General features: G+C 71.3%; 14 protein-coding genes. 3 read left to right on the plus strand and 11 right to left on the minus strand.

Annotation, left to right across the window (positions count from 1 at the left end):
• Nucleotides 1-62: 62 nt before the first annotated feature.
• Complete coding sequence (locus tag JK363_RS18810; RefSeq protein ID WP_201876097.1) at nt 63-821, minus strand: Mut7-C RNAse domain-containing protein; 759 nt, start codon at nt 819-821, stop codon at nt 63-65.
• Between the two features lie 235 nt (nt 822-1,056).
• Between JK363_RS18810 and JK363_RS18815 the strand changes: the two genes are divergently transcribed.
• Nucleotides 1,057-1,575 (plus strand): protease, encoded by a 519-nt coding sequence (locus JK363_RS18815; RefSeq protein WP_201876098.1) that lies wholly within the window; start codon nt 1,057-1,059, stop codon nt 1,573-1,575.
• Nucleotides 1,576-1,577: 2 nt separating this feature from the next.
• Nucleotides 1,578-1,841: a DUF3817 domain-containing protein gene (locus tag JK363_RS18820; protein ID WP_201876099.1), complete on the plus strand. Its 264-nt coding sequence runs from the start codon at nt 1,578-1,580 to the stop codon at nt 1,839-1,841.
• Here the strand turns inward: JK363_RS18820 and JK363_RS18825 are convergent, their stop codons facing one another.
• From JK363_RS18825 to JK363_RS18840, 4 genes are all read right to left on the minus strand, one after another.
• A complete protein-coding gene (locus JK363_RS18825; RefSeq protein WP_201876100.1) occupies nt 1,842-2,891 on the minus strand; it encodes an amidohydrolase family protein in 1,050 nt (349 codons plus the stop codon).
• Nucleotides 2,892-2,941: 50 nt separating this feature from the next.
• Nucleotides 2,942-4,579, minus strand: a complete 1,638-nt coding sequence (locus JK363_RS18830) for an FAD-dependent monooxygenase (RefSeq protein WP_201876101.1) — start codon at nt 4,577-4,579, stop codon at nt 2,942-2,944.
• A gap of 214 nt (nt 4,580-4,793) precedes the next feature.
• Nucleotides 4,794-5,693, minus strand: coding sequence for a YhjD/YihY/BrkB family envelope integrity protein (locus JK363_RS18835; RefSeq protein ID WP_236075932.1), 900 nt, complete (start codon nt 5,691-5,693; stop codon nt 4,794-4,796).
• A gap of 83 nt (nt 5,694-5,776) precedes the next feature.
• Nucleotides 5,777-6,343, minus strand: a complete 567-nt coding sequence (locus JK363_RS18840) for a nucleoside deaminase (protein WP_201876102.1) — start codon at nt 6,341-6,343, stop codon at nt 5,777-5,779.
• A gap of 94 nt (nt 6,344-6,437) precedes the next feature.
• Here JK363_RS18840 and JK363_RS18845 point away from each other — a divergent pair, with 94 nt between their 5' ends.
• Entirely contained in the window at nt 6,438-7,409 is a 972-nt protein-coding gene (locus JK363_RS18845) for an antibiotic biosynthesis monooxygenase (RefSeq protein WP_215911058.1), read from the plus strand.
• 25 nt (nt 7,410-7,434) lie between these two features.
• Here JK363_RS18845 and JK363_RS18850 read toward each other — a convergent pair whose 3' ends face one another.
• The 6 genes from JK363_RS18850 to JK363_RS18875 form a co-directional block, all read right to left on the minus strand.
• Nucleotides 7,435-8,295, minus strand: coding sequence for a MauE/DoxX family redox-associated membrane protein (locus JK363_RS18850; RefSeq protein WP_307821780.1), 861 nt, complete (start codon nt 8,293-8,295; stop codon nt 7,435-7,437).
• Nucleotides 8,292-8,942, minus strand: coding sequence for a cell wall protein (locus JK363_RS18855; RefSeq protein ID WP_201876103.1), 651 nt, complete (start codon nt 8,940-8,942; stop codon nt 8,292-8,294). Before JK363_RS18855 ends, JK363_RS18850 begins: the two co-directional genes overlap by 4 nt.
• An 11-nt stretch (nt 8,943-8,953) precedes the next feature.
• Nucleotides 8,954-9,376 (minus strand): septal ring lytic transglycosylase RlpA family protein, encoded by a 423-nt coding sequence (locus JK363_RS18860; RefSeq protein ID WP_201876104.1) that lies wholly within the window; start codon nt 9,374-9,376, stop codon nt 8,954-8,956.
• Between the two features lie 68 nt (nt 9,377-9,444).
• Nucleotides 9,445-10,602, minus strand: coding sequence for an acetyl-CoA C-acetyltransferase (locus tag JK363_RS18865; protein ID WP_201876105.1), 1,158 nt, complete (start codon nt 10,600-10,602; stop codon nt 9,445-9,447).
• Between the two features lie 29 nt (nt 10,603-10,631).
• Complete coding sequence (locus JK363_RS18870) at nt 10,632-11,270, minus strand: TetR/AcrR family transcriptional regulator (RefSeq protein ID WP_307821781.1); 639 nt, start codon at nt 11,268-11,270, stop codon at nt 10,632-10,634.
• A 15-nt stretch (nt 11,271-11,285) separates the two neighbouring features.
• On the minus strand, nt 11,286-12,071 hold the full coding sequence (locus tag JK363_RS18875; protein ID WP_201876318.1) for an SDR family oxidoreductase: 786 nt from the start codon (nt 12,069-12,071) through the stop codon (nt 11,286-11,288).
• Between the last annotated feature and the right edge of the window lie 65 nt (nt 12,072-12,136).

Raw genomic sequence — 12,136 nt, forward strand, 5'->3', positions numbered from 1 at the left:
GCGCGCGCATGTGCGCGCCCCAGGGGCCGGTCAGCCACCGGGGACGGCGGACACCGTGGCCCTTATGGGGCCGGGACCTCGGACAGCGCGGGCGCCGCGCCGCCGAACTCCTCGACCGCGCCGGCCACGATGGCCTCCAGCCGGGCGTGGTGGGCGCCGCGCCAGTAGACGCGCTCACAGGCGGTGCACCGGGCGAAGACGTCGTAGGTGCGCCGGGTGCCATGCTCCAGCTGTTCCCGGACCGCTTCCTTGTCGGCGTCCTCCAGCGGTCCGTTGCAGGCGGTGCAGCGGGTCCACGGCGCCAGGGGCGGGGTGAACCGGCCGAGCACATCGCGCAGTTGCTCATGGGGACGGTCGCTGTAGACGTACGCCCCCGCCCACAGCTCGCGCCTCCGCAGCAGCCCCCGGTCGCGGGAGAGCATCACCCGGCGCTGGGAGGCGGAGAGCGCGGCGAGCGCCGGATCCCCGATGTCCTCGCTCTCGTACGCGGCGTCCACGCCCAGCAGCCGCAGCCGCCGTGCGAGCGTGCCCAGGTGCACATCGAGCAGGAAGCGCAGCGGGGCGCCCGGCACCCGCTGCGGCCGGACCACCGGGCGCACCTCGACGGTCTCCCCCGCGCGCGGCACATGCGACACCGGGGTCTCCCGGCCGTCCACGAGCAGGGCGCCGACCTCGGTGAGCGGGACCCCGACCGACTCGATCACATGCCCGAGAGTGGAGGCTCCGTCGGTGACGAGGGCCGTCCCTGCGCGGCGCCGTTCCGGGACGGCGAAAAACCGCAGTTCGGGGGCGAGGCTGAGGTGGATCTCCGGTCCGTTCACACCGCCAGCATGCCAGGCGCACGGGCGCGGACGCGATCACTTATGCCGCCCGGGACGGGCCCGGGGCGGGACGGGCGCGGGATCCACAGCTGGCGAGAATCCGTTGAAGCATGGCAATCACGCCACTGCTCATGATCGCGTACCAGGGCTAGCGTCGGCGGCGGCGCCCCGTTCGGGGCGTTCCGTTCCGTACCTGCGAAGGTTCCGCAACCGTGACGAAGGAAGCACTGCCGCTGTGACGAAATTCCTGCTCGCCGTGCATGTACTGGCCGCGATCATCGCGGTCGGTCCGGTGACCGTGGCGGCCAGTATGTTCCCCGCCGCCGCCCGCACGGCCCTGTCCGCGCCCGGGGACGTCCGGGCGACCGCCGTGCTGCGCACCCTGCACCGGGTGTGCCGGGTGTACGCCGCCGTGGGGGTGGTGGTGCCCGTCTTCGGGCTGGCGACCGCCAACAGCCTGGGTGTCCTGAGGGACACCTGGCTGATCGTCTCCATCGTGCTCACCGGGCTCGCGGCGGCCGTGCTCGCCGGGCTGATGCTGCCCCGCCAGGGCGCGATCCTCGCCGGGCCGGCCGGTGCGGCGGACACCGGCAGCGGCGGTACGGACCCCGCTCCGGCGGCAGACACCGGGGACGCCGCCGGGGCCCGCCGGACAACGGCACGGCTGGCGATGTACACCGGGATGTTCAATCTGCTGTGGGCCACGGTCACCGTACTGATGATCGTCCGCCCCGGCTCCACCACCGGAGCGTGACGATGGAAACCACCACACGTCCGCTGCGAATCGCCGCCGCCGTCGAACTGGCTTCGCTGATCGTGCTGCTGTCCAATCTGGCCACCGCACACTGGCCCGCCGTCTCCTCGGCGATGGGGCCGGTCCACGGCTGTGCCTATCTGTTCGTCATCATCGCCACCGTCCGACGCCCGGGAGCGGGCGGGCAGGTGAAGCTGCTCTCCCTGATCCCGGGCATCGGCGGGCTGCTCGTGCTGCGCCGGCTCAGCGCTCCGGCGCGCGGTTAGTCATTCGCGCACCGTGGCCCGCGACAGCGCGGGCAGCAGACGGCAGGCGTTGTCCCTGTTGATACCGCGCCGCTGGGTCCCGTTGAGTGCCGGGTCGTTGTCGAGAGCGGGCGCCGTGACATCCGTGACGACACGGGTCGGGGTCGGCGGCCAGTCGCTCCCGTAGAGGATCCGGGAAGCGTCCACGGCCGACAGCAGACTGGGGGTGGCGGAGGGGGACATGGGGCCCGCGGTGTCGTAGTAGAAGCGATGCAGATAGTCGCGGACCCGGGAGCCCTCCACCTTCGGGGTGAGCTGATCGCTGAAGGTCTCCAGACGGCTTGCGAGATACGGGAGGAAACCACCGCCGTGCGGCAGGATGAAGGTGAGGTTCGGGTAGCGGTCCAGTGTCCCGTTGACGATGAGGCTGATGGCGGCACGGGTGGTGTCCATCAGGAAGTCGCACAGGAACGGCGGCACTCCCGGCAACCCGGCCTCGTCGCCGGGCAGTTCCATGGGGTGGGTGCTGATGACGGCGGAGCGTTCATCGAGCTCCGCCAGCAGCGCGTCATGGGACGGATCGCCGAGGAAGGTCCCGCGGACACTGGTGCGGGTGCTCACCCCGACCGCGCCGAGCTCGTCCATGCCGTAGGTCACGGACCAGCGGGACAGCTCCATGTTGTCCAGGAAGATCGGGGCGAAGAAGGCGAAGCGCTCGGGATGGGCACTGACGAGATCGCCCGCGGAGCGCAGTGCGACACGGGCGCTCTCCTTGCGCAGCGGGGGCTCCCGCAGGCGTCCCAGCATCGCGACGGTGAGCACACTGGTGCGGATGCCCGCCCCGTCCATCAGGGTGAGCGCGCTGTCCAGGTCCCACTGTGTCCACCACGGAAGCCTGCCGCGCTGGACAACTCCCTTGCTCTCGGCCCAGGTGAGCCATTCCGGCGCGGTGTAGTGGTGGTGGACGTCCACCCGTGACCGCCGTGCGTCATCCCCCGGCGGTGTGCTGGAGCGATCCGCCGGGACGGAGTCATCGGCGAGTGCTGTGTCTGAGGTGTTGAGCGGTGACATCGGACTCCTCGGAAACGTCAAGGGTGAACGGAACGGTGCCGGGCGGGGGTTCAGCGGCCCGAGCCACGCCCGAGGACCTCCAGCAGCACATCCGCCAGCTCCTGTTCCGCGTTGGCCGGCATGCGCTGGGCCCGCCAGGCCACAAACCCGTCCGGCCGCACCAGCACCGCGCCCTCCCGCGTGGTGCCATGGATCTCCGCCCAGTCCGCACCGCCCCGGACCGTGAGGTCGGCCTCGGCGGAGGAGCCGACGAGGCAGGCATCCATCGGGACGTCGAGCTTCTCCGCCACCGTACGGGCGACGGCCCGCCAGTCCGCCCCGGCCTCTCCGCAGAGCAGGACGAAGGAGCGTTCGTACAGATCGATGGTGGAGACCTCCGCGCCATCGCGGGTGAGCCACATATGGGGTGCGCGGGTGCCGGGGTCACCGCGCAGCTCGAAGGTGTCCGGCACGGTGGGGGCGTCCGGGTCCCCGCCGACGACCGCGCTGGACTGGTAGCGGTAACACAGGGCCGTGGTCACCAGATCGGTACCGGTCTTCGCCGACTGGGAGGCGGAGTACCCCGGGTGTTGTTCCAGGGAGGCCTGGAGCGTGGCCCGCGCGCTGGTGGCCTCCGCCACCGGCCGGCGTTCCACCTCATAGGTGTCCAGCAGTTCGGGGGCCGCCCAGCCGCGGAGCACCGCGGCCACCTTCCAGGCGAGGTTGTGAGCGTCCTGGATACCGGTGTTGGAGCCGAACGCGCCGGTGGGCGGCATCTCGTGCACGGCGTCGCCCATGAGGAACACCCGCCCGGTGCGGTAGCTGTCGGCCACCCGGTCCGCCGCATGCCAGGGCGCCTTCCCGGTGACCTCCACATCCAGGTCGGGGACGCCCGCGCCCGCCCGGATGTGCTCGACACACCGGTCTTCCGTGAAGTCCTCGATGGTTTCCCCGCTTTCGGGCTTCCAGGGCATATGGAAGACCCACTGCTCCTTGTTGTCGACGGGCAGCAGCACACCCTCCCCGGCCGGATCGGTGATGTAACACACCACGAAGGGCTGGTCACCCGCCACATCGCGGAGCGCCTTGCTGCGGAAGGTGACGCTGATGTTGTGGAAGAGGTCCCCGCGTCCGGTGTGCCCGATCCCGAGGCGCTCGCGCGCGGGGCTGCGCGGTCCGTCGGCGGCCAGCAGGTAGTCGGTGTGGACCGTGTACGTCTCACCGGAGTCCCGGGAGCGCAACACGGCGTGCACCGCGCGCTCGTCCTGGGTGAAGGACACCAGCTCCGTACTGAAACGCACATCGCCGCCCAGGTGGCGGGCGTGGTCCAGAAGGACCGGCTCCAGGTCGTTCTGGCTGCATGCGCACCGGAAGGTCGAGCTCTTCTCGGCCTCCGGCGGCTTGCCGGTGATCCGCGGGTAGATCCATCGCCGCTTGCCCCCGGACAGGATGTCCACCTGGAGGATTCCGTCGTTCTTGGACAGGATCGCCGCCGCTTCCCGGATGTCCGGCTCCAGGCCCGCGGTGCGGTACAACTCCATCGTCCGCATGTTGTTGCCGCGGCCACGCGGATGGGCGGAGGTGGCCGAGTGGCGCTCGATCAGAGTGTGTTCGACGCCGAGGCGTCCGAGAAACACGGATGCAGACAGGCCGACGAGCGATCCCCCCACGATCAGCACGGGCACATGGTCGTTGTCTTGGGCTTTCATCTCCCGGCGTCCTCCATCTGCATCGACGGCACGGTGCCGCGGACTTGTTGTCCGCGGTCTCCCTGTGCACCATGCTGACCACGGCCCGCACGGCCGCATCACCGGCGCGTCGTTTCGGTGCTTGACGGGGGCGAATGAGTGAATGCGGTTTCGTTCCGGCTCCGGCCGGGGAGCACACCGTGCTCGCGGCGGACCGCCGTCGGCCGTGGGCAGGTCAGGGCCGGGCTCGTGCGCTCTTGCGCCGCTGACGGCGCCAGGCGACCAGCCGCAGATACTCCTCGTGCAGCACCCGGCCCAGCAGCGCCCCGCCGAAGACCACGTATCCGACGCCCACCAGCCAGGACTGGACGACCAGCACGGTGCCGACCGGGCCGTAGGAGACCGCGCTGGAGGCGATCAGCGGGGAGAACACCAGCTGGGAGAAGACCCGCAGCCCGAACAGCCCAACGCCCGTCGCCAGCGCGCCGGGCAGCAGGGCGCCCCAGCTGATCCGCCCGCCCAGCAGCAGCCGCTGCGACCACCAGAAGAACAGCACGGTGCTCACCACGGCGATGAGCACCCGGCTGACACCGGGGCCCAGATGCGAGGACAGCAGCAGATAGGCGATGAGCACCACGAGCCACACCAGATGGCGCCAGACGTTGTGCCAGCGCCCGGCGGGCAGTTCCCACACCTTCTCGTAGCCGGTCTGCACCGCCGCGCCGAAGCTCAGTCCGAAGATGGCCAGGGTCGCCAGACCGAACGCCGTGGTGGTCTCCAGTGCCCGTTTCGGCGGGGCGAACAGCTGCTTCACCTCGTCCTGCGAGGAGGCGGACACTCCCAGCCCCTCGGCCAGCCACTGGGCGAAGCCGTGGCGGTTCACCGGGTCGGCGGCGGCGACCACGATGAGCAGCGGCACCAGGGTGAGAAAGCCGAGCGCGGCGAAGCCCAACGCCCGGTGCAGCAGCTCGAACTCACTGCCCCGCCGCCAGCCGCGGCCCGCCGGGGAGCGGTGGAACAGGTGGTGCAGCCGCTCGAACGGTGAGCCGTGCCGATGCCGGTGCTCCTGGCCGGGCTTGTGCTCATGCTCGTGCTGGTGTCCGCGCCCCGGGGAGCCGGAAGAGTTCTCGGACATCGCCACTTCCCTGTCCGCGCCGAAGGCCCGGACCCGGGCGCGCGGAAACGCGCGCCGGATGGCGCGCGCACCACGAGTCCCCCTCAGTACGGGTGTCGGTCGGCTTTTTCCATCCATGCCTTGTACGCCTCGGCGCCGAGCTCGGGGTGGATCTGCTCGATCAGGATCCTGCGCTGGTCCAACGGTTTCTGGAAGTCCTCGTACTGAAAGGCGTCATCGAAGCCGATCTTCGCGGTGGCGGCCAGGTCACAGCTGAAGTAGACGGCGTCGATGCGCGACCAGTAGATGGCGCTCATGCACATCGGGCACGGTGCGCCGCTGATGTATATCGCGCAGCCCTGGAGCATCCGGGCGCGCTCCGGCACCGGGTCGGGCGATCCCTCGGGGCGTGGCACGAGTTCGAGTGTGCTCTCGTTGACGTGCTCCCCGTCGATGCTGGGCGCTTCGGGGTTGAGCACCTGGATCGCTTTGTGGATGGTCTCGATCTCCGCGTGGGCGGTGGGATCGCCGGTCAGGAGCACACGGTTCTGTCCACGAGCGATGATCTCGCCATTGCGGCTGATCACGGCGCCGAACGGGCCGCCCCAGCCGTTTTCCACGGATTCGGTGGCCAGCCGCACCGCTTCGGCCAGGAACTCCTGCTTCGCCATGTCAAACCTCCGCTCGGCTCTGCGCGCCGGTGTCGGCACCCCTGCGGAACGCTCGGTTTGTCCCATAAATTCCGTTTGATCTAGACTACTCGGCATGGATGCCCGTGCAACCCACGGCTCCACCGGAGCCGGGGCAACGGTGGTGACCTCGCAGAGGGTCCGCCCAGGACGCGACGAGGACTACAAGCGCTGGCAGGAGAAGACCAACCGGACAGCGCGCGGATTCGACGGCTTCGAGGGCACCGAGCTGTATCCGCCGGGCCCCGGCCAGGAGAACGAGTGGGTGGTGGTCTTCCGGTTCTCCCGGATCGATCAGCTCACCACCTGGCTGCGGTCCCAGGCCCGTCAGGAGCTCCTGGACGAGGCACGCCCGCTGTTCGAGGCACCGCCCACCCAGGAGGTGCTCAGCGGCGGAACGCCCGCGGAGGAGCCGGAGGTCGTCACGGCGGTCATCTCCCATGAGATCCGCCCCGGAAGCGAACAGCCCTTCCTGCACTGGCAGGACAAGGCGCTCAAGGCCCAGGAGAAGTTCCCCGGCTTCATGGGGTCGGAGCTGTTCCGCCCGGTACCGGGGATCCAGGACCACTGGGTGGTGGTCTTCCGCTTCGACTCCCGTGAACACCTCGACGCATGGCTGGAGTCCGACACCCGGAAGAAGCTGCTGAAGGAGGGCGAGAAGTACTTCACGCGCTACGACGTGCGGAAGATCGGCTCACCGTTCAGCGGCTGGTTCCGCTTCGGGGAGGGGGCGGACGAGGGCATCCCGCCGAACTGGAAACAAGCCATGTCCGTGGTACTGGCCCTCTATCCGACGGTGATGATCCTCAACCTCACGGCGGGCTACGGCCTCGACGAGGCGGGGGTGCCCGGCTACGCCGCCCTGTTCATCGGCAACGTCCTGAGTGTCAGCATCCTGACCTGGCTGGCGATGCCCCTGGTGAACCGGGCACTCGCCTTCTGGCTGCTGCCCGGCCGGGCACGCACCCTGCGGATCCATGTGGCGGGTGCCGTGCTGGTCGCCCTGTGCTACGGGCTGCTCGTCGTCCTCTTCGGGCTCACCGACTGAGCCCGCCACGGGCCCTGCCCGTCGGCTACGCGGTGACCGCCACGGACTCACCGGTGTCCGCGTCCAGGACACTCACCCGCACCGCGGGCTCACGCACCGCGTCGCGGCCGGCCGCCGCGTCGAGGGCGAAGAGCACCATCACCGGCCGGGCGGCTCCGTCTCCCGTGTGCACCCCGGCGTACTGGAGGATGCGCCAGCCGCCGTCGTCCCAGTGGTCCAGCAGCGCCGAGCGCACCAGGGGCGCGGCGCGCTGCCAGGCCAGTGAGCGTTCCAGCAGTTCGACCGTGGCGGCCACCGGCACCCGGGTGACCGCGCGCGTCCCGTCGAGCGGATGCCCGGTCAGCCGCAGCCGCAGTGTGCGCCACGGCTGCCGCCGGTGGTCGGGCGCGAGGACCAGCGCCCCGGCCACCGCCGCGAGGACAGCGCCCGCGGTGGCGGCCGGTTGGCGCGGGGCCGTGGCCCACCAGGGGTGCCCGGCCAGGGTGACGGCCACCCCGCCCACCAGGACCACGGCGGCGCGGGCGAACGCGCGGCCCCCGACCGGTCCGTCGTCCCCGGCCGTACAGCCGCAGGAGGACCCGGGCGCGGTGTACCGGGCGTAGCCGAGATAGCCGAGGAAACCCGCGCCGAGGGCGATGGCCGCCCCGCCCGTGGCCGCCGACGGCGGCAGCGCCAGCAGCGCCGCGCACAGCAGCAGTTCGAGGGCGCCGAGACCGCGCAGGGCCCGGGCCGCCCGGTGGCCGCCGCGCACCAGCCGGGCCAGCGCGGTGCGGGACGCCGAGGTCCCGGCCCTCCGGCCGAAGAGCTTGCCCGCACCGGCCGTCCCCAGCACCCCGGCGAGCAGCGGTGCGGCCAGGTCCACGGCCGCGGTGGCGGCGGTGGTCACCGGCGGTGTCCCGCCCCCGGCCCGACCGACAGCCGCACCAGCTCCACGGAGTTGTCGGACGGCCGCCAGGCGCCGAGCACCTGGGCGTCCTGCCCGATGCGCAGCCGCGAGAGATCGGCGGTGGGAGCGGCACCGGAGTAGGAGACGCTGGTGGTGTCGGGGAGCACATGGCCGACGATCTCGTGGGCGCCGTGGGCGAGATGCAGCCGGGTCTTCTCGATCCCGCGGACCGTGGTGTGGAGGTTGACGATGTTGACCCACACCGCGTCGGCGGCGAGGGTGCCATCGGGCATCGGCACACCGCGGGCGTAGAGGCCGTCGCCGGTCTCGATGGCCGCGGCGGTGGCGGCGCGCACCTTCCAGACGCTGGTGGCGCCGGTGACCCGGACCCGGGCGTACTCGCCCCAGGAGCCCGCGACCTCCAGCAGCCCGCCGTCGATCCAGGTGATCCGCCCCTCCACGAAGGAACCGTCGGCGGCCGCGGGGTCCAGGGAGCGCAGCGGCGCGGCGAAGGCGGCCTCGGCGTCCACGGCGCCCAGGGCGGTGGCCCCCACGACACCGCTGCCGACCACGGTGGCGCCCCGGAGGGCGGCGGCGGTCAGAAAGCGCCGGCGGTCCAGGGGGCTGCCGGTCCGGTACGCGCTCATGTCCGCCCGCCTCATTCGAAGATGACCACCGGCAGGATGCCGGAGCTCAGACTGCCGATCGCGGAGAAGGCGGCCGGGGTGAGGTCGATGACCCGGTTGGTGCGGCAGGTGCCGTCGCAGCAACTGGACTCGGAGCAGAAGCTCCGGGTGCGCGGACCGCAGTCGCTGACCGTGACGCACACACTGACGCCGGAGCACTGGTGGCGCACCTTCATCACCGAACCGCAGCCGCGCCGGGGCAGCTTCTCCCCGCACAGATCCGGCCGGGTGATGTCCCAGCACGCCTTGGAGGCGTTGGGCCAGGCGGCCTGCAGCTTGCTGGACTTGCAGGTGCCACAGGCCCCGCCGCCCGCGGTGGCGCACGGGCCCCAGGCGTTGCCACAGCAGAACCAGGTGGCCTCGCCGTTCCAGAGACTGGTCGATCCGCACGCCATGTGGTCATGATGCGCGGGGCCGCGGGAGCCCGCCACGCGGGGACGTCCGATCCGGCGGTGAACCCCGCTCAGAGCCGTTCGAGGATGGTGACGTTGGCCTGGCCGCCGCCCTCGCACATGGTCTGGAGGCCGTAACGGCCGCCGGTGCGCTCGAGTTCATACAGCAGGGTGGTCATCAGCTTGGTGCCGGTGGCGCCGAGGGGGTGGCCGAGCGCGATGGCCCCGCCGTTGGCATTGACCCGCTCCGGGTCGGCGCCGGTCTCCTTCAGCCAGGCGAGCACCACGGGCGCGAACGCCTCGTTGATCTCCACCAGGTCGATGTCGGCGATGGCCATTCCGGTCTTCCGCAGCGCGTGCGCGGTCGCGGGGATGGGCGCGGACAGCATCCGGATGGGGTCCTCACCGCGTACCGAGAGGTGATGGATCCGGGCGCGCGGGGTCAGCCCGTGGTCGCGCACCGCCTGGTCGGAGGCGATCAGCATCGCCGCGGCCCCGTCGGACACCTGGGAGGACAGGGCGGCGGTGATCCGGCCGCCCTCCATGACCGGCTTGAGGGCGGCCATCTTCGCCAGGCTGGTGTCCCGGCGCGGCCCCTCGTCGGCGGTGACCTCCCCGTACGGCACGAGCTCGCGCTCGAAGCGGCCCTCGTCCATGGCGCGTATCGCCCGCTGGTGCGAGCGCAGCGCGAACTCCTCCATCGCCTCGCGGCTGATGCCCCACTTCTCGGCGATCAGCTCGGCGCCGTAGAACTGGTTGACCGGCCGGTCGCCGTACCGCTTCCGCCAGCCCTCGGAGCCCGCGAAGGGGCCCTCGGACATCCCGAGCGGCACGGCCGCCTGGCGGCTGGCGAAGGCGATCGGCACCATCGACATGTTCTGCACCCCGCCCGCGACCACCAGGTCCTGGGTGCCGGAGAGCACCGCCTGCGCCGCGAAGTGGATCGCCTGCTGGGAGGAACCGCACTGCCGGTCGACCGTCACTCCCGGCACCTCCTCCGGCAGTCCGGCGGCCAGCCAGCAGGTGCGCGCGATGTCCCCGGCCTGCGGTCCGACCGTGTCCAGACAGCCGAGGACCACGTCCTCGACGGCGGCCGGGTCGGCGCCCGAGCGCTCCATCAGCGCCCGCAGGACATGGGCGCCGAGGTCGGCCGGGTGGACGGAGGCCAGTCCGCCGTTCCGCTTGCCGACGGGGGTGCGTACCGCTTCGACGATGTATGCCTCGGTCATGACCGCTGTCGCTCCTTCTCCGCTGGTGGTCATTCCCGCGGGGTGATGCCGTCCAGAACCATCGACAGATACTGACGGGCGATCTCCTCGGGGCTGTGGTGTCCGCCCGGCCGGTACCACGACGCGGCCACCCACACGGTGTCGCGCAGAAAGCGGTACGCCAGCCGGATATCGACGTCGGCGCGGAAGGCCCCCTCGGCCACCCCGCGCTCCAACGTGCCCAGCCAGGCCCGTTCGAACTTCCGCTGCGACTCGGTGAGATAGCCGAAGCGGGGCTGGGCGGCCAGCTGCCGGGCCTCCTTCTGGTAGATCGCCACGGCGGCGTGGTGCCGGTCGATCTCCCGGAAGGACTCGGTGACGAGCGCCTCGATGGTCTCCCTCGGGCCGAGTCCGGCGCCGAGCACCTTCTCGTACCCGGCCCACAGCTCGTCGAGGAAGGTGGAGAGGATCTCGTCGATCATCGACTCCTTGGAGTCGAAGTGGTAGTACAAGCTGCCCGCGAGCATCCCCGCCGCGTCCGCGATCCGGCGGACGGTGGTCGCGTTGTACCCCTGGGCGGCGAACACCTCCGCCGCCGTGGTGAGCAGTTCGCTGCGTCGTTCGGGGGACGGGCTCACGGTCGTCTTCTTCTCGCTGTTCGGGGTGCGGTTCTGGCTGGAGTTCGGCACGGGGTCATTGTCGCCTCATGCGTGCTGGCTGCTGACGGACACCGTCTCCCCGGTCATGTACGAGGAGTAGCCGCTGGCCAGGAAGACGATCACGTTGGCCACCTCCCAGGGCTCGGCGTACCGGCCGAACGCCTCCCGTTCGGTCAGCTCGGCCAGCAGTTCGGGGGTGGTCACCTTCACCAGGTGCGGATGCATGGCCAGGCTCGGCGAGACCGCGTTCACCCGCACCCCGTATCCGGCGGCCTCGACGGCGGCGCAGCGGGTGAGCGCCATGACGCCCGCCTTGGCCGCCGCGTAGTGGGCCTGTCCGGCCTGGGCGCGCCAGCCGACGACCGACGCGTTGTTGACAACAACTCCGCCGTGTCCGTCCGCCTTCATCCGGCGCAGGGCGGCGCGGGTGCAGCGGAAGGTGCCGTTCAGCGTGACGTCGATGACCCGGTCCCACTGGGCGTCGGTCATCTCGGTCAGCAGGGCGGTGCCGCCGAGACCGGCGTTGTTGACCACCGCGTCCAGCCGTCCGTGGCGCTCCTCGGCGAGGTCGTAGAGCGCCGCCACCTGGTCCTCGTCGGTCACATCGCAGACCAGCCCGGCGACCCGGTCGGTACCGAACTCGGCGGCGAGGGCGGCGGCCGTCTCCTTGAGCCTGCGCTCATGGGCATCGCCGACCACGATCCGCGCGCCCTCCTCCAGGAAGCGGCGGGCGGTGGCCCCGCCGATACCGGAGCCCGCGGCGGCGGTGATGACGGCCGTGCGGCCGGTGAGCAGGCCGTGGCCGGGGACATACGGCGCCTTGTTGTCCATCACCCTGCCACGGTAACCTACCAAACACTTGTTAGGGAACGCGTGCGCACCGAGGCGCGAACGGA

Origin of the sequence: Streptomyces coffeae (assembly GCF_016741875.1) — a bacterium.
Classification (GTDB): Bacteria; Actinomycetota; Actinomycetes; order Streptomycetales; family Streptomycetaceae; genus Streptomyces; species Streptomyces coffeae.